The organism is Pseudodesulfovibrio aespoeensis Aspo-2 (assembly GCF_000176915.2).
In the GTDB taxonomy this organism is placed as follows: Bacteria; Desulfobacterota; Desulfovibrionia; order Desulfovibrionales; family Desulfovibrionaceae; genus Pseudodesulfovibrio; species Pseudodesulfovibrio aespoeensis.
The window spans coordinates 1,448,083-1,469,765 of the sequence record NC_014844.1; the positions used below are offsets into that span (position 1 = coordinate 1,448,083).

Consider the following 21,683-nt stretch of genomic DNA (forward strand, 5'->3'; position numbering starts at 1 on the left):
GATTGATCCGGCTGGGCTTTGCCCGGCCAATGGCGTAAAAGGGGCGGCACAAGTCGCCCTTTTTTCGTGAGGAGGTTCCATGCCCCGACCGTTCAGATTCGCGGCCCTGGTTTTCTGCATCGGGCTGCTCATGCATACGCCGGGTTTTGCCGGTCCTGGTTCGCCCATCGGCAGCGACACGCGTCAGCTGCTCGTGGTCACCACCCTGGGCTGGGACGCCACCGACGCCCGGCTCGCGCTCTATGATCGGGCCGAACCGGGCGCGCCCTGGCAACTGCGGCTCGGCCCGCTGCCTGCCGTGGTTGGCCGCGCCGGTCTGGCCTGGGGCATCGGCCTGCACCCCGACCCTCCCCCGGACGCCCCCCGCAAGCGGGAAGGGGACGGCAAGGCCCCGGCTGGCGTCTTTGGCCTGGGCCAAACCTTTGGGGCCGCGCCCCCGGAATCCGCCACGCCCCGGCACATGCCCTACATCCGGACCACCCCCACGCTTCAATGCGTGGATGACCCGGCCTCGTCCCTCTACAACCGGCTCGCGGATACTGCCGCGACCCCGCCCACCTGGGCCAGCGCCGAAACCATGGCTCGCCCGGACGGCCTCTACCGCCACGGCGCGGTGGTCCTGCACAACGACGCCCCGCCCAAACCCGGCTGCGGCTCCTGCATCTTCCTCCATATCTGGGAGGGGGCCGTTATCCCCACCAGCGGCTGCACGGCCATGGCCGAGACCGATCTGATCGCGTTGCTCAAATTATTGGATCAAAAGTCGAATCCCCTGCTTGTCCAGCTTCCTGAGGTGGAGTATGAGGAGAGAAAAGAGGGGTGGGGGTTGCCTTGATGGTGAGGCTGTCTCCATTGGGAGAAGAGTGGGATGTTCTTCGGGGGGGGAATGAAAATATATTGGATCATTGCCATGGCTGTGATCGGGTTGTCGCTGGGAAGCACTCCCTGCCAGGGGCGGGAGAAGGTTCTCGTGATTCACAGCTACGACCAGGAATTGGACTGGACCAGGCAGTGCAATCGGGGGATATCCGGCGTCCTCGCCGACACTGTCGCCCTGGAGTATGTCTATCTTGATACCAAGAGAATCCCGCAATCGGAATTTCAACAGAGGGCTGATGAAGCGATTGAAATCTTCCGTCGGGTCGCCCCGGACGTGGTCATGCTCGGCGACGACAATGCCTTGCGCCTGCTCGGGCCATTGATCGCTGAGACAGGAACGCGGGTTGTGTATTTTGGCATCAACGGCAACCCTCGCAGCTATTTTACTTCAATGCCGGAAAACGTGATCGGCATACTTGAACGCATACAGCTGTTCCCGTGGGCTCGATATCTGACTGAGATTGTCCCTGAAGTGAGAAACATGCTCGTGCTTATGGATGATAGTACATCATCCAGGGGGCTTGTTGAGGTGACATTCGCCGGGAGGAGGCAGTTGGAGTTCAACGATTGCACCATCAGCTACAAAACCACGAGCAGTTGGGCGCAGTGGCAGCGTATCGTTCTGGAACCGGACGCGTACGACGTGATCCTCACGCCCCTTTACCACGCCTTGAAAGATGACACCGGGGCGCATGTTTCATACGCAGAGGTCATCCGCTGGACCTCCAAGAACAGTGCGGTGCCTGTCTTTGCAACCCAGGACTATGCCGTTGGCGATGACGGAGTGGTTGGGGCCTGTACCATTTTTGGAGAAGACCATGGCCGCATGGCCGCGCTCCTGGTCAAAGGCATTCTTGAGGGAGAGGATCTTCTTGAATTGTCAGTGGCAAAGGATCAAAAAGGGACATTTTACTTCAACAAGAAGCAACTGCACCGTTTTAGGCTGACGCTCCCGCCGAGCATCCGGGATCAGGTCATTTACCGTTGATGGTTGGCATCAATCGGATCGGCAGTTATCCAAAGAAGCCTGTTTTTCTGTTGTGGCAAACGAAAACCGGTTGCATCATGTTGATGCAACCGGCTGTTTTCTCTGGTAGCGGGGATAGGACTTGAACCTATGGCCTTCGGGTTATGAGCCCGACGAGCTACCAACTGCTCCACCCCGCGTCACGTGAGAGGTGTGTATAGGCCCCCCCGGCCTGGGATTGTCAACCCGAGAAAGGAAATATTCCCGGGAAGAGTGTCTCCGGTGCGGTATTCGGACGACGGAATCCGCTTCATGACAGTGCTGTCGTCAGCCGCAGGTTGTTCCCAGGAGTGAAGTACGCGAAGACCGCAGCCCGCCGTTTGGTTCAGGAGAATGTGCCGTGCACGATGCGAGACCGTTCTTCCATCGGAAAGGACATGCTGCTGTTCAGAGTGGCGGCTCCGACGCAGGCGCGTTGCTCCCCGGTTTGTGCTGGGAGCGGCGCGCTGCCGCCACCGACTCTAGTTTTGATCCTTCCGGCCGTCCTGCCCGCCCGCGGTCAGCATTTCCGTATCGATTTCGAGGAAAATGTCCGCCGGGGTCTGGTTGAGGCGAGACGTTTCGTCGTATTCGCGGAAGCCCTGTCGCATGAGCAGGCCGAGGGCGGCCGTATTGTCCCGCGCGCAGTCCGTGGTGATCCTTCGGATTCCGAGGCGGCGGCAGTTGGATGCGATGGCGTGGAGCAGGGCCGAGGCGATTCCCCGACGCCGGTGGGCCGGGACGACCACGGCCGAGGTCAGGTGCGCCCTGCCTTCGGGAACGAGCTGCGTCAGCGCCGCGTCGATGTAGGACATGGCCCCGGCCAGCGTGCCGTCCCGTTCGGCGATGAACACCGCGCCCTGCTCCAGTTGCCTTTCGAGCAGGTGTAGGTATCCCCGCGCCGCATCGTCGCCCGGCGGGACGTTCCATTCGTGCAGCAGGTTTTCGTAAAGGCGGCTGATGGCCTCGATGTCCGTCCTCGTCGCCGTTCTTATGTCGTGCTTTCGCATCGTCCCGCTCCGATGAAACAGGATTGGAATGAGTTTGCCGCCAATCGGCGCAGCTCCGGGATGTCCATGCCATATTCGCGGCCCGCCTTGCAGTATTCGGAGACGAGGTCGCAGCCGAATATCGCGGGATCATCCGTGTGCAGACTCACGTTCAGTCCCGCTTCAAGCATGGCGCGAAGGGGATGCGCTCCCGGAGGCACGACGCCCAGGCGTTCGTTGCTCGTCAGGCACACCGTGACGGGCGTGCGGTTCCTTGCCAGGAGCGCCGTCGCCTTGGGTTCCTCAAGCACCGTCGTCGCATGTTCGACGCGGTCCGGTCGCAGCGCCAGGAGCGTTTCGAGGATCGTGCCCCGGACCTGCTCGCCGACATGTACGCTGGTGCGATACCCCAGCGCTCGCGCCGATTGGAACACTTGGGTGAAGGCGCTCGGCGGATGGCTGTTTTCAGCGCCTCCGAGGCCGAATCCAGCGACCACGCCGGGATCGCAGCGGGCCGTCTTGTCGAGGAGCCGCATGGCGTGCTCCGGGCCCGCGTCCCGGATCATATCCACGACCACGCCTCCGCTCGTGCCGTGGCGCCGGGAGGCCGTATGAAATGACTCCTGGAATGCGCCGAGGACACTCGCAATGGGGAATTCCGGAAAGAGCGGCAGCGCAACCATGATTTCCACATGGCGGACGCCGAGCGTGTGCGCCCGTTCGAGATAAAGGCAGGCGTGCCGCCGGATATCGTCCACGGTCCGGATCACGGCTCGGCGTTGGAAGTATTCCCGGACGAAATCGTCCGTGGACATCCGCACCGGAGACGATACGCCCGGCCGGTCCGTGGGGCCGGCCGGGGCATCGATGGCGCCCAGGAAGTGCACATGCGTTTCCGCCTTGGGCAGAGCGGCCGTCAACTCGGCTAGACTTGGGGCGGCGATGACGGACAGTCTCCTCGCGCTTGGCAGATCGGCTCCGGGAATGTCTCGAAGTGCGATTTTTGGGCGGAATTCCACAATTCCTTCATCCCCGATTCACGCAGGGAGCCCACCACGGAGGAAGGAACCAGCGAACAGGCCACCATGTCGAGGTTCGGAGCGATGCCCACGTGCGTGCCGCAGGCGGTGCAGCCGTGCCCCTCGGCCGTGGATTCCCGGAACAGGGAGGTGGCGGTTGGCGAGCACATCATCTGCGGGTGCGAGACACGGATATCCGGGAAATTCCGCATCTGTTCGGCGAGCAGTGCGTAGGAGTCGCGGAGCTGTTCATCCGTGGGCATGAGGGAGTCGAGCTCTCGTGTGGGACGCTCCGGCGGCATCAGGTTCATGAAGTGGAAGGCCCGGATGGTCGGGTGGAAGGCATGGAAAAGGTCCCCCAGCCGGTCCTTGTTGACCGTGGTGATCACGGTGGCGATTTGCGGCGTGAGGCCGTTTTCGGCCAGGGTGTGGATGAACTGCCTCACGGAAGCGGTCTTGCCTCGCGTGCGGTCGTTGACCGCCTCCGAAGGATGGTCCAGCGATACCTGGACGACGAACGGGTGGATGTTCTTGTGGCATTCCGCGAGCCGCACCGCGAGTTCCGGCGATTCCGTGCCGTTGGTGAGGACGGAGACGGACATTCTCGTCTGGATGGCGGCCTCCAGGATGCGGAAGAAGTCCGGGTGCCGCAGCGGCTCCCCTCCGGCCAGCAGCAGGAGGAAGACGCCCATTTCATCCATTTCCGCAAGCAGTTCGAGGAACCGTTCCGTGTCGATGTGCCGCTCTTCCTTCCAATGGCTCGCATAACAGTAGCGGCACGAAAGGGAACAGCTCGTGGTGATGTCCGCCTGGACCCAGAGCGGCCCCCGAAGCGTTATTTCGTCTCGTCCCATAACCCGACCTTGCGCAGGACAGATATGAATTGCTTCTGGACGTCTTCATCTGCCTTGAAGGATCGGAAGATGTCCTTCGGCGCCTCGCCCGCTGCGATGGCGGCGATGGCCTTTGCCGCGTCCGCATCGGCCTTGAGCACGACCTGGCTGATGGGATCGAAGACGATTGCACCGAATTCCTCTTCGCGGATGATGACCCGGCCCAGCGGGTGCGCCGACTTGACCGGTCCCGTGGTGGCCGACTTCCATTTTTCGGGTTTCGAGGAGTACACGGACGGCCAGGTCCGCTCATCCGCCACCTGGTGGACGGCGGGCCACCATTTTGTTTCGGCGCGTTCGACTGGGGCGTGGACCGCCGGCCACCATTTGGTTTCTGACCGTACCACTTCGGCGTGGACGGCGGGCCACCAACGAGTGGCGCCTTCCTCGACCACGGAGTGGACGGCGGGCCACCAACGAGTGGCGCCTTCCTCGACCACGGAGTGGACGGCGGGCCACCACTTCGTGCCGGGCTTGCTCGCGTAGAACTCCTGTGTGAGCGTCGCCAGATAGATTTCGACCTTCATCTCGCATCCTCCTGTTTATACGATGAAAAACCTGAGGCGATAGCACAAGGCTATTAATTTATAGATAGAATAGCACAATATCAAAAAAAATGTCAATTGGATGCGCGGAATCGGTTTGTCGATGCCGCGGCTGGTGGCGGACATGCGCGACCGCTTGTGATGGAGCACTGAAAGGAACGGTACGCGGATTGATGCGGAACGATATGCTTTTTCGTGGTTGCCGCTGTATCTGGGCGAGAGCGGGAAGGCCAGGAGTCGGGATATGCCGGACGGAGGAGAGGGAAAGGAAAAGGCGCTTGGAATGTCTTCCAAGCGCCTGTCATTTCTCTGGTAGCGGGGATAGGACTTGAACCTATGGCCTTCGGGTTATGAGCCCGACGAGCTACCAACTGCTCCACCCCGCGTCACGTGAGAAGGAGGTTCTAGGTGGCGGGCCGGTTTTTGTCAACCACTTATTGAGAGAATGTCAAAAAAGATCGTTGGTCGGAGAGGGTTGTTTTTGAAAGTCCTTTAAACACGAATGGATAGGGCGGTTTGAGTCTTGGGGGCGCGCAATGCGGCGGGCGCGGGCGCGGGCCGGACGTAGCCAGGTTGGCTGTTTACATTGTCCGGCAAATTCCGTAATTCATTTCGCCTATGAGCAACCAAGAGAAATTTTCCGTGGTGCTGCCGGTCTACAACGAGCAGGACAACCTTGAGACCCTGTTCGCCGAGATCAGGCGGGCGGCGGATTCCACGGGGCGGCCCTGGGAGGCGGTCTTTGTGGACGATTGCAGCACGGACCGTAGCCTCAGCATCATCCGGGGGCTGGCCGAGCGGCATGCCGAGGTGCGCTATGTCGCCTTTGCCGAGAACCGGGGGCAGTCCGCCGCGTTCTGCGCCGGGTTCGACGCCGCCGACTCGCAGGTGGTGGTGACCATGGACTCGGACCTGCAGAACGACCCGGCAGACATCCCCAAGATGCTCGCCGCGTTCGGCGACGAGTGCGAAATGGTCATCGGCTGGCGTGCCAAGCGCAAGGACACGCTGGTCAAGCGGCTCTCGTCGAGGATCGCCAACGCCATCCGCGACTGGTTCACTGACGACGGCGTGCACGACACCGGCTGCTCGCTCAAGGTCATGCGCGCCGATCTGCTGCGGCGGCTGCCGCGCTTCAAGAACATGCACCGCTATTTCCCCATCCTCATGAAAATGCAGGGGGCGCGCATCCACGAGGTCAAGGTCAACCACCGCCAGCGCTTCAGCGGCGTGTCCAAGTATGGTACGCTTGATCGCGCCCTGGCCGGGATATACGACCTCATCGGCGTGCAGTGGCTCATCAAGCGCCACATAGACTACGCGGTGAAGGAAAAGAAATAAGCCCATGCGGCTGCCTGCCTTCTGGTGGCTTCTGGCCCTCCCGGTCGTGATCCAGGGGGCTTTTTTCGTGCGATTGTGCGTTGTGCGCTTGCGCGGCAACGCGTTACAACCCCTGTCAGGGCGCATGGTCCTGCTGCTCGCCGCGTCGGGTCTGGCCGGGCTGGCCTATGGCGTGGTCCAGAGCGATCCTCTGTTTGTGGTCGGGCAGGCGTGCCTTTTGATTGTCTACTACAGGATGCGAACCCCCGGAGCGGCACCAAGGGGCGAAAGCGCAAGCCCGCCAAGGGCTGAAGAGCGAGAATGAGCGACACGAAATATCGTGACAACAGGAAGGGGCTCAGGGCCGTGGTCAAGGGGCTGGTCATGCTGGCCGGGCTTGGTCTGGCCGTGTATCTGGGCCGCAGCCTCGGCCTGGACGACATGCTCAGGAACACGCAATGGTTCAATGATCATGTGCTGGGGACCGGCCCCATGTCGGTGTTCATCTTCCTGGTGGTGGGCGCGGTGTTTACCTCGGTCGGGCTGCCGCGTCAGGTGATCGGGTTTCTCGGCGGATTCGCCTTTGGCGCGGTGGGCGGCACGCTGCTCTCCACGCTGGGCTCCGGGCTGGGGTGCGCCCTGGCCGCCGGATACGCCCGCTGGGGCGGTCGCGAGTTCGTGGCCCGCAAGCTGGGCAGCCGCATCCGGCGGGTGGATGGATTCCTCCGGTACAAGCCGTTTCGCACGGCCCTGGCCATCCGCTTTTTCCCCTTTGGCAGCAATGCGTTGACCAATCTAGCCGCCGGGGTCAGTGCCATTCCGCTCGGGCCGTTCATTCTCGGCTCGACCCTGGGCTATATCCCGCAGAATTTCATCTTCGCCCTGTTCGGGGCGGGCATGAACAAGGATTCCACCATGGGCATGGCTTTGTCCATCGGCATGGGCATCGTCTTGTTCGTGGGGTCCATCTGGCTGGGCACCGCTGTCTACCGCAGCTACCGGGCCGAGGTGGCCGACGCCGGGCTTCCTGTCAACGGGGACGACTAGGCCGGGTCCGGGTCAGTCTTGACGGAGCAAACGGCTCAGGCCGTAGCGCCAGACCATCCACACCACCAGGGCCACCGCCAGCCCGAGCAGCCATCCGGCCAGAATGTCCGTGGGGTAGTGCTTGCCCACATAGAGCCGGGAATAGCCCACCAAAAGCGGCAGCAGCAGGGGCCATTTGCCCAGCGCGGGCCACAGCAGGCACATGAGCGCGGCCAGACACATGGTGTTGGCCGCGTGGGCCGAAGGGTAGGAGGTGCCTTCCTCCTTGGTCTGGGCGAAATCCGGCGACCGCTGCTCCCAGTGGCCGTGAGCCTGATGAAAGGTGCCGGCCACCGCATTGAGGGGCCGGACCCGTTTGACCTGGGACTTGACCATGTCGGTGGAGAGGTTGGCCAAGCCCATGGCTATGAAAAGGATGATGAAATAGACGAGCTGCCGCCGCCCGGAGCGGATCACGGCATAGATGGCGGCCAGCCCCAGGCAGAGCATGAGCGCGGTCATGGACGAGAGCAGGGGCATGATCAGGTCGAACAGGGCGCAGCGCCATTCCTGGTTGACGAGCAGGAACAGCTTGAGGTCCAAGGCGGGCGTGAGGAAGAACATCTGGCTCCTTTGGGCGTGGAAGTCCCGGTTTCATACCGTTCTTCGCCGCGTTCGGCAACAACCTCCGCCTTGTCAAACTCCGAAATATCGTTCACAAGGGGTGCCTATGCAGACATCCGAGAGAAAAGGGCGTCTGGCCCTGGTCATGCCGCGACTGAGCCGGTATGGCGGGGCCGAATCCTTTGCCTGGCGTCTGGGCGAAGCACTTGCCCGGCGCGGCCACGCCGTGGACTTCATCTGCGCCCGCTGCGAGGCCGAGCCGCCCGAGGGGGTCACCCCGGTGGTGGTGGGCCGTTTCGGCGGTCTGCGCGTGATCAAGATCCTTTGGTTCGCCCTGATGGCCGAGCGGGCGCGCCGCACGGGCGGGTATGATCTCGTCTTTGGCATGGGCAAGACCGTCAACCAGGATATCCTGCGCATCGGCGGTGGCCCAATCTCCATGTTCTGGAAGCTCTCCAGGCGCGCCTGGCCAGCCGGATTTCCCCGTTGGTTCAAGATGGCGCGCCGCCGCCTCGCCCCGGCCAACTGGGCCATCCACCTGCTGGACACCGTCAGGCTGAGGCGCACTCCGCGCATCGTGGCGGTTTCCCACCTCGTGCGCGACTGGACCGTGGCCGCGCATCCGCACCTGGACCCCTCGGCCATCGACGTGATCTACAACAGGCCGGACCTGAGCCGGTTCTCGCCTGTGGACGAGGCCGGGCGGCAGACCTTGCGGGAGGCGGCTGGCATCGGGCCGGATCAGGTGGTCATCGGCACGGCGGCCACCAATTTCGCGCTCAAGGGCGTGCGCTCCCTGCTCATGGCCCTGGCCCGGCTGCCGGAGAACCATGTCCTGCATGTGGCCGGTGGCCGCAAGCCGGGCAAGTACCTGCGTCTCGCCCGTGAGCTGGGCGTGGAGGACCGTGTCCGCTTCCTGGGTCGAGTAGACGATATGGCGTCCTTCTACCGCTGCATCGATGTCTTTGTGCTGGCGACCTTTTACGACGCCTGTTCCAATGCCGTGCTCGAGGCCCTGGCCTGCGGCTGCCGCTCGGTGTCGAGCGCGCTCAACGGCAGCGCCTGTTTTCTGCCCGACCGCTGGGTGTTCCCCGATCCCGCCGACGTGCCGGAGCTGGCCGCGATTCTCTTGCGGGTGTCGGGTGAGGATCGTCCGGCTCCCTTTGTCTGGCCGCAGGATGTACCCTGCGGCCTGGACCCCTATGTGGAAATGATCGAACAGACTCTCTCCAGATAAATCCCATGAAAACAGTGTTTCTCGTCCCGTGCGGGACGCGGCGTTCCCATGCCGCCTACAGGGTCGCGCCCCATGTGGCGGCCGGTCGGGCAGCCGGTCTTGATGTCTGCATGCTGGAGGTGCCCGCGTCGGGTTTTGCCCGCTATCGGTTCTTCAGCCGACTGCCTGGGGCCGACGTGATTGTGGTCCACCGCGAGCTTATCTCCAGGGGCGAGCTGCGGACGCTTCGGCGGCTTGCTCCGAAACTGGTCTACGATTTTGCCGACGCGGTCTGGACCCTGCCCGCCAGGGAACAGGACGGCGGGGGGGCCAGACGCCGCATGGCCATGCTTGCCCGCAGATTCAGGCGGATCTGCGCCGAGGCGGACCTGTGCCTTGTGGAAAACATGGCCCAGGCCAAGGCGGCGGCCCCGTTTCAGGATCAGGTGCGGATCGTGCCGACGCCCCTTGATGCGGCCCGGTATGCGCCGCGTCCGGACACCGACGGCAGCGCCCCCGGCCACGGCGGCCCCATCCGCGTTGGCTGGATGGTCACGGGCGGCGACAGGCACTGCCTCGGCGAGATCGTGGGCGGGCTGGCCGATAAGGGGGTGGGCATCCAGTTTTCCATTGTATCGGATTCTCCCTATGATGGACCGGGCAGGGATTTCGTCTTCTGGTCGCTGCCCGAAAGCGCAAGCGAGATCGCCCGGCTCCAGACCATGGACATCGGGCTTGCCCCGTATCCTGACGATGGCCATTCGCAGGCGGTCAGCGGGCTGGACGTGCTGCGCTACATGGCTTGCGGCGTGGTGGTGGTCGCCTCGGACAAGGGCGGCGCGGGCGAGATCGTGGACCACGGCATCGACGGATTCCTGGCCCGCGACATCGAGGAGTGGACGCGCCATGTTCTCCATCTGGCCCGTGACCATGACCTCAGACACAGGATGGCCGAGGCCGCCCGGCTCAAGGTCGTGAACCAGTACGGGCTGGCTTCGGTCGCGGGCCAGCTGTGGGACGCGCTGGGCATCCCGCGCTAGCGCAACTGGCGAATTGCAATGAAAAAGCCGGGTCGCCCCGGCTTTTCTTGTCTAGGCTGTTTCAAGGCAGCGTCTGAAGTATTCCACGGTCTTGACCAGTCCCTGCCTGAGCGGGATTTTTGGTTCCCAGCCCATGGCCTTGCGGGCCAGGGTGATGTCCGGTTTGCGCTGCATGGGATCGTCCGAGGGCAGGGGCTTGAACACGATCTGCGACTTGGACCCGGTCAGGTCGATGACCTCGCGGGCGAGCTCAAGGATGGTGAACTCGCCGGGATTGCCCAGGTTCACGGGGCCGGTGAAGTCGTCAGGCGTCTTTTCCATCAGGCCGATGATGCCGTCCACCAGATCGTCCACATAGCAGAAGCTGCGGGTCTGCTCGCCCTTGCCGTAGACCGTGATGTTCTCGCCGCGCAGCGCCTGGACCACGAAGTTGGAGACCACCCGGCCATCGTCCATGGCCATGCGCGGTCCATAAGTGTTGAAGATGCGTCCCACTTTGATGCGCAGGCCGTGCTGGCGGTTGTAGTCGAAGAACAGGGTCTCGGCGCACCGTTTGCCCTCGTCGTAGCAGGCGCGGATGCCGATGGGGTTGACGTTGCCCCAGTAGTCCTCTGTCTGCGGGTGCACGGCGGGATCGCCGTAGACTTCACTGGTGGACGCCTGGAATATCTTGGCCTTGATGCGCTTGGCCAGCCCCAGCATGTTGATGGCGCCGTGGACCGATGTCTTGGTGGTCTGCACCGGGTCGAACTGGTAGTGGATGGGCGAGGCCGGGCAGGCGAGGTTGTATATTTCGTCCACCTCGGCGTAGAGCGGAAAGGTCACGTCGTGCCGGAGAACCTCGAAATAGGGGTTGTCCATCAGGTGCAGGATGCTCTCCTTGCGCCCGGTGTAGAAGTTGTCCACGCAGAGCACCTCGTGCCCCATGGCGAGCAGGCGCTCGCAGATGTGTGAACCGAGGAAGCCCGAGCCGCCGGTGACGAGAACGCGTTTTTTCTTCATTGTGATCATCTTTCAAAATAGTCCCGATTTGTCAATATGTCTGGCAAATATTACTATTTATGGTCTGTTATGGGCAATGTAGTCCGATTTTACCGAAAAAACTGGGTCGTGTTGAAAAGAAAACTGTGCAAAAGGTTGACTGATATCGAAAGCCATGAGATTCAACTAGGTAAAACTTTATGGTCTGGAAGTATATAAATGATTGTAAACATTGCTGAATGTCTTGACGGAGCGCGACGCGCGCGTGGCGTTGCCGTGGTTATCGACGTATTCAGGGCTTTTTCGGTCGCCTGCTACGCTGTGGACAACGGGGCGCAAGACTATCTTGCCGCGGCCGATGTGGATCTGGCCCGGCGGCTGGCCGGGGAGCATGGCGGTATCCTCATGGGCGAACGCGACTGCATCATGCCCAAAGGGTTCGACTACGGCAACTCGCCCACCGAGATAGAGCACGCGGATTTTTCCGGCAGGACGGTGGTGCACACCACCAGCGCCGGAACGCAGGGACTGCTGGCCTGCACCGGGGCCGACGAGGTGCTCACCGGCTCTTTTGTCAACGCCGGAGCGCTGGTCGAGTACCTGCGTGTCCGCAATCCCGAGGTCGTGACCCTGGTGGCCATGGGCACGGCTGGGGTCATGCGCGCCCAGGAGGACATGATGTGCGCCATGTACCTGAAGAACGCGCTGGAGGACTACCCCAACAGCTTCGAGACCCTGAAGTCGTTTTTGGCCCAGGTGGACAGCGCGCAGAAGTTCTTCGACCCGGAAAAGACCTATGCGCCGGAGCGGGATTTCGAGCTGTGCATGGCCCTTGACCGTTTTGATTTCGTGCTCAGGGCCTCGCCCTATGTGGATGGGGCGGTCAGGCTGGAGCGGGTTTTGCCTGTGCCGTCCGATGCCGGACGGACTGATTTGTGAGAGCGAGCCGATGCAAAAAGTTCTTATTGTTGATGATTCGCAGACCAATCTGACCCTGCTCGACCACATGCTGCGTCGGCAGGGGTGTGAAATCGTCCAGGCCAGGGGCGGCCACGAGGCCTTGACCCTGGCGGGCGAGCACGAATTCGCCCTGATCCTGCTCGACATCCAGATGCCGGGCATGAACGGCTATGAGACGGCCATGCACCTCAAGCAGTTGCCGCGGGGCAGGCATGTCCCCATCATCTTCATCACCGCCATCTATCAGGACGAGGAAAATGTCAGGATGGGCTACGAGACCGGGGCGGTCGATTACCTTTTCAGGCCCGTCAACGTGCAGACCCTGACGAGCAAGGTGCAGGTGTTTCTCCAGATGCACCGCCAGAAAGTGCTGCTTGAGCGCGAGATAGAGAGCCGTGTCCAGTCCGAGCGCTCGCTGCGGCAGGCCGAGGAAAAATACCGCTCCATCTTCGAGCGCGCCGTGGAGGGCATCTTTCAATGCACGCCGGACGGCACCTTTACCGAAGTCAACCCGGCCATGGCCCGGCTTTTCGGCTTTGACGACCCGGCCGGGATGATCGGGGTCGGTGGCCTGCGGCGGCAGCTCATGGTCGAATCCGACGATATGAACCGGTACATGGGCATTCTGCGCCGTGACGGCTATGTTTCCAGTTTCGAGTTCAGCGGACGCCGCCGGAACGGGGACACGTTCTGGTGCTCCGAAAGCTCCCGGCTGGTGACCTTCGACAACGGCACCGAGCTTGTCGAAGGCGTTCTGGAGGATGTGACCAGACGAAAGCAGACCGAGCTTGAACTCAAGCATCTGGCCACCATCGACAGCCTGACGGGCGTCTACAACCGGCATCTCTTCTTCGACCGCCTCGAGCACGCCCTGGTCACGGCCAAGCGGACCGATTCCATTGTGGCGGTCCTGTTCATTGATCTTGACGAGTTCAAGCGGGTCAACGACACCTACGGTCACCACGCGGGCGACGAACTGCTGCGCATGGTGGCGGGGCGGCTGCAAAAGCGCGTCCGCGAGGCAGACACCCTGGCCCGCTTGGGTGGAGACGAGTTCGGCGTGCTCCTCGAATGCCTCGACGACCAGAATGGGGCGCTGACCGTGGCCCAGAGCCTGCTGGAGGTCATGACCACCCCCTATGTCATCACCGGCGAGCACATCCGGGTGGGGGCGACCGTGGGCATCAGCTTCTTCCCGGACGACGGCAAGGATGGCGTCTCCCTCATCAGCCGGGCGGATTCCGCCATGTATGGCGTCAAGCGGCGCGGCGGGGTCAGGTTCGGCACCTTCAGGGAGTGCGGCGTTCCCAGGTAGCCGCTTTCCGGTTTTTTGCCCGCGCCCGACCCGAGGCCCTGTAGGGATATCGCAAAAAGTCTGTTGACCATTATACTCCATGTGTTTAGATGGGGTATGGTGGTCCTTTCATTTTTTCTTCGGGAGCGGGCGAAATCCCTGGGGCGGAACCTGGCCCTGGTTTGCCTGCTTGTCCTGGTTCCCTGTCCGCCCTTTGCGGCGGAACAGGCTCCCTTGCGCGTTGATTATCCCGACTTTTGGCCGTTCTTCTCGCGGGATGACGCCGGAAAAATGACCGGATTCTTCTACGAGATCGTCAGCGAGGCCCTGGGCCGGATCGGAGTCGAGACGGCTTGGCACGCCTATCCGTGGGGCCGTTGCCAGACCAACGTGCAAGGCGGCGAGGCGGACGCCATGATCACGGTCCCGACAGCGGAGCGGCTGGCCTACTCCCGGACACATTCCGACCCGTTCTACCGCAAGCAGCTGGTAATCTTCACCTGTGCCGACCATCCAAGGATCAGTGAGATCAAGGCCATCACCGGCATCGACGACATCCGGGACGGCGGTTTTTCGGTAATCACCTACATGGGTAACGGGTGGAACGAGGAAAACATCAGCGTGCGCGGCATCAAGACCTACGAAACGCCCAACCTCAAGGGCGTCTGGCTCATGCTGGCCCAGATGCGCGGGGACATCGTCATCGAGTGGCCCGGCGGGGCGTGGCCCGACATCCGTGCGGTCGGAGTCGAGCGGGATGTCATCCAGACAGGCGTTGTCCTGGAATCCATGCCCTTTCACCTCCTGGTCGGGAATGATTCGCCCTACGCGGACCGGCTTGCGGAATTCAACGAAACCATCCTTGTCATGCAGCGGGACGGGACCATGGAGCGCATCATTGACCAATATGTCCGAGAGGTGGATTGGAGCGGAAGGTAATCCGCTCCGTCGCTGCGGCCTATGCCGGGCCAGTGTTTTCGTCACCAATTGAACACCATCGCGGCCCAATCACGCCTGGCCCGACCGCATCCGGTCGGGCCTTTATTCTGTCTTCCGAAGAATCGTCGCCTATGCCGGCAGATCCGGGCTCCCGATGGCGTGTGTTTTCTCGACTTTATCAAGACTCCTGGCACAGTCTGTAATATCAAGCACTTACAACTTCGGAGCTTCGCGAAAAAAAGGGCGATCTACTTGACTAAACCCTTTTTTCGGGGCATGGGAGTGCGTATCCTCGGAATTTAAGTATTGTTCCGTGGTTCCATGCACTATTTACCTTTAAAGGACTGAGTATGGTTTTCAATTGGCTGCATTTTTCCATCGTGTTGTTCTTGCTTGCGGGGCTCATGTTCGCCTGCGGGCCGCTGATACTTGCGGTCCTGTTCGCCCCCAGGGCGAGAGGCGGGGACACTGGCATGCCGTACGAGTGCGGCATGGTCCCCTACGGGAGTTCATGGGCGAGATGGGGGGTGTCGTATTATGTGTACGCCCTGATCTTCCTCGCCTTTGACGTGGATGTCCTTTACCTGTTCCCGGTCGCCACGGCGTATGCTGACGCCGAAGGCTGGGTTTCCTTTGTGAAGGTCTTCATCTTCCTGTTCTTCCTTATTCTTTCGGTCGTCTATTTCTGGGCGAAAGGGGTGTTTACATGGCCGCGCAGGATTCAGTAGTGCACAAGGAATTCCTGACGGCGGGCGGCCATCGAATGGACCCGCCCATCGTCAACTTGAAGCTGGCGCAGGATCTTTTCGATGTCTGCCGCTCCATGTCGCTGTGGCCCATGACCTTCGGGCTGGCCTGCTGCGCCATCGAGATGATGGCCACAGGCATGGCCCGGTTCGACATGGCCCGCTTCGGGGCGGAGGTCTTCCGCCCGTCGCCGCGTCAGTCGGATGTCATGATCGTGGCTGGTACCGTGACCAAGAAGATGGCCCCTGCCGTGGTCAGGCTCTACGAGCAGATGCCCGGCCCCAAGTGGGTCATCGCCATGGGCAACTGTGCCATCTCCGGCGGTCCGTTCAAGATCAAGGACAACTACAACGTCATTGAGGGCGTGGATACATTGATCCCCGTCGACGTGTACGTGCCGGGATGCCCGCCCAGGCCGGAAGGGTTGCTTGAGGGCTTCTTCCAGTTGCAGCGGCAGATCACGGGCAAACGCTGGTGGCCTGTGGCCACCGGGGTGGAGGGCTGATCATGCTTCAGGCACTTGCAGGCATTCCCACCCAACTGGTGGCCAGGCAGGACAAGGGCGCGACGGGCAACGTCTGGTCCGTGTTCCTGGTTCCCGGGCAGATCGTCAAGGCGGCCCGGAAGCTCATCGAGGCCGAATACTCCCTGGAAGACATCCTGGCTCTGGATTTCAACGAGGGATTTTTGGTGCTCTATCATTTCAACCGCTGGACCATCGACGAGCGGGTGACGCTTCGCGTTCTCATCCCCAGGGACAACCCAGTCGTGCCGTCCATCGCCTCGGTCTATGATGGCGCGGAGTGGCACGAGCGGGAGACCCGCGACTTTCACGGCATCATCTTCGAGGGCAATCCGAACCTCGTGCCGCTGCTCATGCCGGTCGAGAGCGCGGATTTGCACCCCCTGGTCAAATCCGACAAGGCCCGGCTGTCCATCAAGGATGTCCTGAGCCTTGGCGAGGTCGTTTCCTCGACCGGGGTCATAGACGCATTGTTTGCGGTAGCGGAGGCCGGGGAGGCCTCCGACGCGTAGGCCGGGGCAACCGGTCGGTATATAAACCGGACTGAGAGTTTATGTCGGCTTACCAAAACATGGACCAGATGAAGGGTGATTTCTACACCCAGAAGTTTGAGGCCGGAAAGCAGGACGGAACCCTGATCATCAACATGGGTCCGCAGCATCCGTCAACGCACGGCGTGCTTCGGATCGTGATCGAGGTGGACGGCGAGTACATCGTCCGCGCCGAGCCCGTATTGGGCTACCTGCACCGCATGCACGAAAAAATGGGCGAAACCCAAACCTGGGGCGGTTTCATCCCCAACATGGGACGCGTCGACTACGGACACCCCATGGCCTGGAACTGGGCCTACGTGGGCGCTGTCGAAAAACTGATGGGCATCGAGGTGCCCGAGCGCGCGCAGTATCTGCGGGTCATCATGACCGAGCTCAACCGCCTCACCTCCCACCTGTTGTGGTGGGGCGCCTACATCCTCGACCTGGGCGCGTTCACGCCCATCATGTACGCCTTTGACGATCGCGAAATGCTCCTGGACATCCTGCAGCGCCCCTCGGCCTCCAGGCTGACCTACAGCAACTTCCGCGTCGGCGGCCTGCAGATGGACATGGACGACAAATGCATCGAGCTGATCAAGGCGTTCATCCCGCATTTTCGCAAGCGGTTGCCCATGTACCACGATCTGGTCACGGCGAATATCATTCTCCGTCGCCGCATCGAGGGCGTCGGCATCATCGACCAGGACATGTGCCGTCGCTACGGCTGCACCGGCCCTGTGTTGCGCGGTGCGGGCGTGCCCTACGACCTGCGCAAGGACGAGCCGTATTCGGTCTATGACCGGTTCGACTTCGAGATCCCGACCCAGGAATCGGCCTGCTCGGCGGGCCGCTACCTGGTCCGCGTGGCGGAGATGGAGCAGAGCCTGCGCATCATCGAGCAGGCCCTGGAGCAGCTCCCCGGTGCCGAGGGCAAGTATATCGTGGACAAGGCCCCCAAGCCCGCCATGAAACCCCCGGCGGGCGAGGCCTACTTCGCGGTCGAGGGCGCGCGCGGCAAGATCGGCGTCTACATTGCCTCTGATGGAAACAAGGTCCCGTACCGCGTCAAGCTGCGCGCACCGGGCTTTTCCAACATGCACGCGTTCGCCGAGGCCGCCACTGGCACCATCCTGGCCGACGCCGTGGCCATCCTGGGAAGCCTGGACCTGATTATCCCTGAACTCGACAGGTAGGGTGGATCAATGAACGAATTCATACAGAACCTGATACCACTGGTCATTGCCGTGGTCGGCTCCATGGCCTGGCTGGGCGTCAACGCCCTGGTGCTGGTCTACTGCGAGCGCAAATTCGCGGGCCACATCCAGCGCAGGCCCGGCCCGTACGAGGTCGGCCCCCATGGCATCCTGCAGACCCTCATAGACGGCCTGAAACTCATGGGCAAACAGCTCCTGACCCCGGACAACGCGGACGGCTTCCTCTATTGGCTGGCCCCGATTCTGTCCATGATCCCGGTGCTGCTGCTCTTCATGCCCATCCCGTACGGCCCGATGCTCACCGGCATGGAGGTCAATCTCGGCCTGCTGCTGATCCTGGCCTTCTCCAGCTTCAACGGGCTGGCCGTGATCCTGGCGGGCTGGGGCTCCAACAACAAGTGGGGCATCCTGGGCGCGGCCCGCGCCGTGGCCCAGATCGTGGCCTACGAAATTCCGCTGCTGCTGACCGTGCTGGCCATCGCCTTCATGACCAGCACCCTGAACCTGACCGAGATCACGGCCCAGCAGGCCGGACACATCGGCAACTGGATCATCTGGAAGCAGCCGCTCGCCTTCATCATCTTCATCTTCGCCATGTTCGGCGAGACCAACCGCGCCCCGTTCGACCTCGCCGAGGCCGAGTCGGAGCTGACCGCCGGATTCCACACCGAGTATTCGTCCATGGGCTTCGGCCTCTTCTTCATGGCCGAGTACGGGTACATGGTCGTCTTGTGCTCGGTCTGCTCGGTGCTGTTCCTGGGCGGCTTCCACGGCCCGATTCCCGGCATCGAGGGCTGGTGGTGGATGTTGGTGAAGACCTACGCCCTGCTGTTCCTCATGATCTGGGCCCGCTGGACCTTCCCCCGCGTGCGGTTCGACCAGCTTCTCAACATCAACTGGAAATGGCTGCTGCCGCTGGCGACGTTCAACCTGCTGGCCACGGCGCTGATCATGAAGCTGTAGGGGTGTAACCATGAATGCATTGAGAAAACACGTCATACAGCCGATCATCGACTGTTGGAGTCTGCTGGTGGGGCTCAAGATCACGGGCAAGTACTTCTGCCAGCCCCTGATCACCGTCCACTACCCGCGTCAGGTCATCGACGATGAAAATCTGTCCACCTACGGCGGGCATGTCGAGCTGATCGGCATGCCCAAGGATCCGGCCACGCCCAAGTGCATCTCCTGCATGATGTGCGTGACCAACTGCCCGAGCAACTGCCTCAAGGTCGTCAAGAGCAAGCCTCCGGTGACCACTCCCGAACAGGAGCAGGCATGGAAGGAGGCCGAGGAGCGGGGGGAGAAGGTCACCAGGCCCAAGGGCCCCAAGTATCCGGCCAAGTTCATGTACGACTACACCCTGTGCAGCCTGTGCGGCACCTGCATCGACAACTGCCCGGCAAACACGCTCCGGTTCTCCAACAACATATACTGGGTGGCCACGTCCCGGAAAGAGATGCACATCGATCTTCTCGCCCGGCTCAGGGAGAAGGCGACGGACCTTTCCGCTCCCGCTCCCAAAACCGAAGCCAAGCCGGCTGCGGCGGAGAAGGAGGCTTAATATGGAAGTCCTGGCAAAAGTGGCTTTTGGCATCTACACGGCAGTCATCATCGGCGGGTCCGTCTTCGCCGTGTCAAGCACCAGCCTTGTGCGCGCCCTGGTCGGGCTGATCACCACCCTGGTCGGCGTGGCGGGCATGTACCTGCTGCTGGCGTCCCCGTTCATGGCCTTCATGCAGCTGCTCATCTATGTGGGCGCTGTCAGCGTTCTGATCTTCTTCGCAGTGATGCTCACGCGGGCCGAGAGCGGCGGCGACGAGTCCGCCCCCGCGCCCATGAAGACCTATGTCTTCGGGCTGGCGGCCACCATCGCGCCTGCGGCAGTGCTCGGCTGGCTGGTCATGACCCGGCCCGTGCAGTCCATCGCGATTCCCACCGAGGTCGACATCAAGCAACTGGGCGAGGGGCTTCTGGGCACGTATTTCCTGCCCTTTGAACTTATCTCGGTAATTCTCATGGTCGCCATGGCTGGCGCCGTGCTCCTGACCTGGGAGAAGAGGGGGAAGAAATAGATGAGCGCCCTGACCCTATACCAACTTGTTGCGCTGATCCTGTTGTGCGCGGGCCTTTACGGCCTGACCCAGCGGAGAAGCCTCGTCGGCATGCTGATCTGCGTTGAGCTGATGCTCAACGGCGCGGGCCTGTCCATCGTGGCGGCTGCCCAGCTCACGGATTTCAGCGCGACCCTTGGCCAGCTCGGCACCCTGTTCGTCATGGGGCTTGCCGCGGCTGAGGCCACCCTCGTGCTGGCGATAGTCGTGGTCGTTGCCAGGCGGTTCGGTTCCGCCCAAACCAGTGACATCACTACCTTGAAGGAATAGCTATGATGGACGGGGTTACCATAGAGAGTTCCCGGATACTCCTGCCGGTGGTGATCACACTGATCGCGCCGCTCTTTATCTGGCTGAACCGCAAAGATGAAAACAAACGTGAGGCCGTCAGCTTTGTCGCGGCAGCCGCCACGTTTCTGTGTGTGTTGTCCATGGCACCCGCCGTGCTGCAGGGCGAGGTGTGGTACTACCATGTGACGACAATAATGCCCGGCATAACCATAGCGTTCGCCGCGGACGGGCTTGGCATGATCTTCGCCCTGATCGCGTCGTTGCTGTGGTTCTTCGCCACAAGCTACAACATCGGCTACATGCGCGGGCTCAAGGAGCACGCCCAGACCCGGTACTACATCTGCTTCGGCGTGGCCATCTTCGGTGCCGTGGGCGTGGCCTTCGCGGCCAACGTGTTCACCCTCTACCTCTTCTACGAGGTCATCACGGTGTTCACGTATCCTCTGGTCTACCACCACGAGGACGCCGACGCCAAGATGGGCGCGCGCAAGTACATCGTCTACCTGATGGGAACGTCCAAGCTCTTCCTGCTGCCCGCCATGGTCCTGACCTACGTGCTGGTCGGCAACCTGGACTTCCATCTGACCGACATCGTCAACGGCATGTTCTCGCCTGCGGTCGTGGCCGAGCATCCCAGACTGGTGGCGCTCACCTACTGGCTGTACATCTTCGGTATCGGCAAGGCGGCGCTCATGCCGTTTCACAACTGGCTGCCCTCGGCCATGGTCGCGCCCACCCCGGTCTCGGCTTTGCTGCACGCGGTGGCGGTTGTCAAGGCGGGCGTGTTCTGCGTCAGCCGCATCGTCCTTTCGGGCTTTGGCACCAAGACGGCGGGCACGCTGACCTTGAGCCAGGTCTTCGTGGGCGCGCCGGGCACCATGCTCGGCGACACGACCCTGGGCATCGGCACCGCCTATATCGCGGCCTTCACCATCGTGGTGGCCTCGCTCATCGCCCTGACCAAGGACGACATCAAGGCGCGACTTGCCTATTCCACGGTGTCCCAGCTCTCCTACGTCGTCATCGGCGTGACCATGCTGACGGACTCGGCGGTGCAGGGCGGGGTGATGCACATCGCCCACCACGCCTTCTCCAAGATCACGCTCTTCATGGCCGCCGGCGCAATCTATGTGGCCACGCATCTGAAAAAGATCAGTCTTATGGATGGTCTTGGCCGCAGGATGCCATGGACATTCGCTGCCTTCGGCCTAGCCTCGCTGTCCATGATCGGCATGCCGCCGGTCTGCGGGTTCGCCTCCAAGTGGTATCTGGTCAACGGCACGCTGCAGGCCAACCAGATGCCGCTCCTGGTGGCGCTCCTGGCCAGTACCGCGCTCAACGCGGGCTACTTCCTGCCCATCCTCTACCGCGCCTTCTTCAAGACGGCGTCGCCCGAGGCGAACATAGCGCAGTACAACGAGGCGTCGAAGACCATGGTCGTGCCGCTGTTCATCACGGCGGTCATATCAGTGTTACTGGGTCTGTACCCGCAGACTTTCCTGAACTTCGTCAACGTATTCGGCAAGTTCTAGG

General features: G+C 62.0%; 25 protein-coding genes and 2 tRNA genes. 19 read left to right on the forward strand and 8 right to left on the reverse strand.

All coding sequences use genetic code 11. From position 1 onward, the window contains the following. The first annotated feature begins 79 nt into the window (after positions 1–79). Together DAES_RS06390 and DAES_RS06395 are read left to right on the forward strand one after the other, a co-directional pair. Complete coding sequence (locus DAES_RS06390) at positions 80–835, forward strand: L,D-transpeptidase family protein (RefSeq protein WP_013514217.1); 756 nt, start codon at positions 80–82, stop codon at positions 833–835. Between the two features lie 51 nt (positions 836–886). Beyond that, complete coding sequence (locus DAES_RS06395; protein WP_157864815.1) at positions 887–1,867, forward strand: ABC transporter substrate-binding protein; 981 nt, start codon at positions 887–889, stop codon at positions 1,865–1,867. A 103-nt stretch (positions 1,868–1,970) separates the two neighbouring features. Here the strand turns inward: DAES_RS06395 and DAES_RS06400 are convergent. From DAES_RS06400 to DAES_RS06425, 6 genes are all read right to left on the reverse strand, one after another. Continuing rightward, positions 1,971–2,046 (reverse strand) — tRNA-Met (locus DAES_RS06400). A 321-nt stretch (positions 2,047–2,367) separates the two neighbouring features. Then, a complete protein-coding gene (locus tag DAES_RS06405; RefSeq protein ID WP_013514219.1) occupies positions 2,368–2,895 on the reverse strand; it encodes a GNAT family N-acetyltransferase in 528 nt (175 codons plus the stop codon). After that, positions 2,877–3,761 carry an adenosine deaminase family protein gene (locus DAES_RS06410; RefSeq protein ID WP_013514220.1) on the reverse strand — a complete coding sequence of 295 codons (885 nt, stop codon included), beginning with the start codon at positions 3,759–3,761 and terminating at the stop codon, positions 2,877–2,879. Before DAES_RS06410 ends, DAES_RS06405 begins: the two co-directional genes overlap by 19 nt. A gap of 38 nt (positions 3,762–3,799) precedes the next feature. Next, entirely contained in the window at positions 3,800–4,747 is a 948-nt protein-coding gene (locus DAES_RS06415) for a radical SAM protein (RefSeq protein WP_013514221.1), read from the reverse strand. Further along, on the reverse strand, positions 4,729–5,313 hold the full coding sequence (locus DAES_RS06420; RefSeq protein WP_013514222.1) for a hypothetical protein: 585 nt from the start codon (positions 5,311–5,313) through the stop codon (positions 4,729–4,731). The genes DAES_RS06415 and DAES_RS06420 overlap by 19 nt, the downstream gene beginning before the upstream one ends. 328 nt (positions 5,314–5,641) lie before the next feature. Then, positions 5,642–5,717: transfer RNA gene (locus DAES_RS06425), tRNA-Met, on the reverse strand. A gap of 232 nt (positions 5,718–5,949) precedes the next feature. On the opposite strand from DAES_RS06425, the gene DAES_RS06430 reads away from it, so the two are divergent. From DAES_RS06430 to DAES_RS06440, 3 genes are all read left to right on the forward strand, one after another. After that, entirely contained in the window at positions 5,950–6,672 is a 723-nt protein-coding gene (locus DAES_RS06430) for a glycosyltransferase family 2 protein (RefSeq protein WP_013514223.1), read from the forward strand. Positions 6,673–6,739: 67 nt separating this feature from the next. Beyond that, on the forward strand, positions 6,740–6,976 hold the full coding sequence (locus DAES_RS06435) for a lipid A biosynthesis domain-containing protein (RefSeq protein ID WP_201764306.1): 237 nt from the start codon (positions 6,740–6,742) through the stop codon (positions 6,974–6,976). After that, positions 6,973–7,698: a TVP38/TMEM64 family protein gene (locus DAES_RS06440; protein WP_013514225.1), complete on the forward strand. Its 726-nt coding sequence runs from the start codon at positions 6,973–6,975 to the stop codon at positions 7,696–7,698. Before DAES_RS06435 ends, DAES_RS06440 begins: the two co-directional genes overlap by 4 nt. Positions 7,699–7,710: 12 nt before the next feature. Here DAES_RS06440 and DAES_RS06445 read toward each other — a convergent pair whose 3' ends face one another. Next, positions 7,711–8,301, reverse strand: coding sequence for a phosphatase PAP2 family protein (locus tag DAES_RS06445; RefSeq protein ID WP_013514226.1), 591 nt, complete (start codon positions 8,299–8,301; stop codon positions 7,711–7,713). A gap of 106 nt (positions 8,302–8,407) precedes the next feature. Here DAES_RS06445 and DAES_RS06450 point away from each other — a divergent pair, with 106 nt between their 5' ends. Next, positions 8,408–9,538: a glycosyltransferase family 4 protein gene (locus tag DAES_RS06450; RefSeq protein WP_013514227.1), complete on the forward strand. Its 1,131-nt coding sequence runs from the start codon at positions 8,408–8,410 to the stop codon at positions 9,536–9,538. Positions 9,539–9,543: 5 nt separating this feature from the next. Further along, complete coding sequence (locus DAES_RS06455) at positions 9,544–10,557, forward strand: glycosyltransferase family 4 protein (RefSeq protein ID WP_013514228.1); 1,014 nt, start codon at positions 9,544–9,546, stop codon at positions 10,555–10,557. A 51-nt stretch (positions 10,558–10,608) separates the two neighbouring features. Here DAES_RS06455 and DAES_RS06460 read toward each other — a convergent pair whose 3' ends face one another. Further along, entirely contained in the window at positions 10,609–11,568 is a 960-nt protein-coding gene (locus DAES_RS06460; RefSeq protein WP_013514229.1) for a UDP-glucuronic acid decarboxylase family protein, read from the reverse strand. 189 nt (positions 11,569–11,757) lie between these two features. Here DAES_RS06460 and DAES_RS06465 point away from each other — a divergent pair, with 189 nt between their 5' ends. From DAES_RS06465 to DAES_RS06520, 12 genes are all read left to right on the forward strand, one after another. After that, on the forward strand, positions 11,758–12,477 hold the full coding sequence (locus DAES_RS06465) for a 2-phosphosulfolactate phosphatase (RefSeq protein WP_013514230.1): 720 nt from the start codon (positions 11,758–11,760) through the stop codon (positions 12,475–12,477). A 10-nt stretch (positions 12,478–12,487) separates the two neighbouring features. Beyond that, positions 12,488–13,813, forward strand: coding sequence for a GGDEF domain-containing response regulator (locus tag DAES_RS06470; RefSeq protein WP_013514231.1), 1,326 nt, complete (start codon positions 12,488–12,490; stop codon positions 13,811–13,813). 96 nt (positions 13,814–13,909) lie between these two features. Further along, positions 13,910–14,731: a substrate-binding periplasmic protein gene (locus DAES_RS06475; protein WP_013514232.1), complete on the forward strand. Its 822-nt coding sequence runs from the start codon at positions 13,910–13,912 to the stop codon at positions 14,729–14,731. A 350-nt stretch (positions 14,732–15,081) separates the two neighbouring features. Then, positions 15,082–15,459: an NADH-quinone oxidoreductase subunit A gene (locus DAES_RS06480; protein WP_013514233.1), complete on the forward strand. Its 378-nt coding sequence runs from the start codon at positions 15,082–15,084 to the stop codon at positions 15,457–15,459. Between the two features lie 35 nt (positions 15,460–15,494). Beyond that, positions 15,495–15,983, forward strand: coding sequence for an NADH-quinone oxidoreductase subunit B (locus DAES_RS06485; protein ID WP_236608492.1), 489 nt, complete (start codon positions 15,495–15,497; stop codon positions 15,981–15,983). Between the two features lie 2 nt (positions 15,984–15,985). After that, positions 15,986–16,513, forward strand: a complete 528-nt coding sequence (locus DAES_RS06490) for an NADH-quinone oxidoreductase subunit C (protein WP_013514235.1) — start codon at positions 15,986–15,988, stop codon at positions 16,511–16,513. Between the two features lie 41 nt (positions 16,514–16,554). Then, positions 16,555–17,727, forward strand: coding sequence for an NADH-quinone oxidoreductase subunit D (locus DAES_RS06495; RefSeq protein ID WP_013514236.1), 1,173 nt, complete (start codon positions 16,555–16,557; stop codon positions 17,725–17,727). A 9-nt stretch (positions 17,728–17,736) separates the two neighbouring features. Beyond that, complete coding sequence (nuoH, locus tag DAES_RS06500; RefSeq protein ID WP_013514237.1) at positions 17,737–18,711, forward strand: NADH-quinone oxidoreductase subunit NuoH; 975 nt, start codon at positions 17,737–17,739, stop codon at positions 18,709–18,711. A 10-nt stretch (positions 18,712–18,721) separates the two neighbouring features. Then, the gene (locus DAES_RS06505) at positions 18,722–19,309 is read left to right on the forward strand and encodes a 4Fe-4S binding protein (protein ID WP_013514238.1); all 588 of its coding nucleotides are present in this window, start codon (positions 18,722–18,724) and stop codon (positions 19,307–19,309) included. A gap of 1 nt (position 19,310) precedes the next feature. After that, complete coding sequence (locus tag DAES_RS06510; protein ID WP_013514239.1) at positions 19,311–19,820, forward strand: NADH-quinone oxidoreductase subunit J family protein; 510 nt, start codon at positions 19,311–19,313, stop codon at positions 19,818–19,820. Beyond that, a complete protein-coding gene (gene nuoK / locus DAES_RS06515) occupies positions 19,821–20,129 on the forward strand; it encodes an NADH-quinone oxidoreductase subunit NuoK (protein WP_013514240.1) in 309 nt (102 codons plus the stop codon). A 2-nt stretch (positions 20,130–20,131) separates the two neighbouring features. Next, complete coding sequence (locus tag DAES_RS06520) at positions 20,132–21,682, forward strand: monovalent cation/H+ antiporter subunit D family protein (protein WP_013514241.1); 1,551 nt, start codon at positions 20,132–20,134, stop codon at positions 21,680–21,682. Position 21,683 lies beyond the last annotated feature (1 nt).

Excerpts from the sequence above, each read along its gene's own strand:
- DAES_RS06390 (WP_013514217.1), top strand. The coding sequence starts at position 80 with ATGCCCCGACCGTTCAGATTCGCGGCCCTGGTTTTCTGCATCGGGCTG.
- DAES_RS06395 (WP_157864815.1), top strand. The coding sequence starts at position 887 with ATGAAAATATATTGGATCATTGCCATGGCTGTGATCGGGTTGTCGCTG.
- DAES_RS06405 (WP_013514219.1), bottom strand. The coding sequence starts at position 2,895 with ATGCGAAAGCACGACATAAGAACGGCGACGAGGACGGACATCGAGGCC.
- DAES_RS06415 (WP_013514221.1), bottom strand. The coding sequence starts at position 4,747 with ATGGGACGAGACGAAATAACGCTTCGGGGGCCGCTCTGGGTCCAGGCG.
- DAES_RS06420 (WP_013514222.1), bottom strand. The coding sequence starts at position 5,313 with ATGAAGGTCGAAATCTATCTGGCGACGCTCACACAGGAGTTCTACGCG.
- DAES_RS06430 (WP_013514223.1), top strand. The coding sequence starts at position 5,950 with ATGAGCAACCAAGAGAAATTTTCCGTGGTGCTGCCGGTCTACAACGAG.
- DAES_RS06440 (WP_013514225.1), top strand. The coding sequence starts at position 6,973 with ATGAGCGACACGAAATATCGTGACAACAGGAAGGGGCTCAGGGCCGTG.
- DAES_RS06445 (WP_013514226.1), bottom strand. The coding sequence starts at position 8,301 with ATGTTCTTCCTCACGCCCGCCTTGGACCTCAAGCTGTTCCTGCTCGTC.
- DAES_RS06450 (WP_013514227.1), top strand. The coding sequence starts at position 8,408 with ATGCAGACATCCGAGAGAAAAGGGCGTCTGGCCCTGGTCATGCCGCGA.
- DAES_RS06455 (WP_013514228.1), top strand. The coding sequence starts at position 9,544 with ATGAAAACAGTGTTTCTCGTCCCGTGCGGGACGCGGCGTTCCCATGCC.
- DAES_RS06460 (WP_013514229.1), bottom strand. The coding sequence starts at position 11,568 with ATGATCACAATGAAGAAAAAACGCGTTCTCGTCACCGGCGGCTCGGGC.
- DAES_RS06465 (WP_013514230.1), top strand. The coding sequence starts at position 11,758 with ATGATTGTAAACATTGCTGAATGTCTTGACGGAGCGCGACGCGCGCGT.
- DAES_RS06470 (WP_013514231.1), top strand. The coding sequence starts at position 12,488 with ATGCAAAAAGTTCTTATTGTTGATGATTCGCAGACCAATCTGACCCTG.
- DAES_RS06475 (WP_013514232.1), top strand. The coding sequence starts at position 13,910 with ATGGTGGTCCTTTCATTTTTTCTTCGGGAGCGGGCGAAATCCCTGGGG.
- DAES_RS06480 (WP_013514233.1), top strand. The coding sequence starts at position 15,082 with ATGGTTTTCAATTGGCTGCATTTTTCCATCGTGTTGTTCTTGCTTGCG.
- DAES_RS06485 (WP_236608492.1), top strand. The coding sequence starts at position 15,495 with ATGGACCCGCCCATCGTCAACTTGAAGCTGGCGCAGGATCTTTTCGAT.
- DAES_RS06490 (WP_013514235.1), top strand. The coding sequence starts at position 15,986 with ATGCTTCAGGCACTTGCAGGCATTCCCACCCAACTGGTGGCCAGGCAG.
- DAES_RS06495 (WP_013514236.1), top strand. The coding sequence starts at position 16,555 with ATGTCGGCTTACCAAAACATGGACCAGATGAAGGGTGATTTCTACACC.
- nuoH (WP_013514237.1), top strand. The coding sequence starts at position 17,737 with ATGAACGAATTCATACAGAACCTGATACCACTGGTCATTGCCGTGGTC.
- DAES_RS06505 (WP_013514238.1), top strand. The coding sequence starts at position 18,722 with ATGAATGCATTGAGAAAACACGTCATACAGCCGATCATCGACTGTTGG.
- DAES_RS06510 (WP_013514239.1), top strand. The coding sequence starts at position 19,311 with ATGGAAGTCCTGGCAAAAGTGGCTTTTGGCATCTACACGGCAGTCATC.
- nuoK (WP_013514240.1), top strand. The coding sequence starts at position 19,821 with ATGAGCGCCCTGACCCTATACCAACTTGTTGCGCTGATCCTGTTGTGC.
- DAES_RS06520 (WP_013514241.1), top strand. The coding sequence starts at position 20,132 with ATGATGGACGGGGTTACCATAGAGAGTTCCCGGATACTCCTGCCGGTG.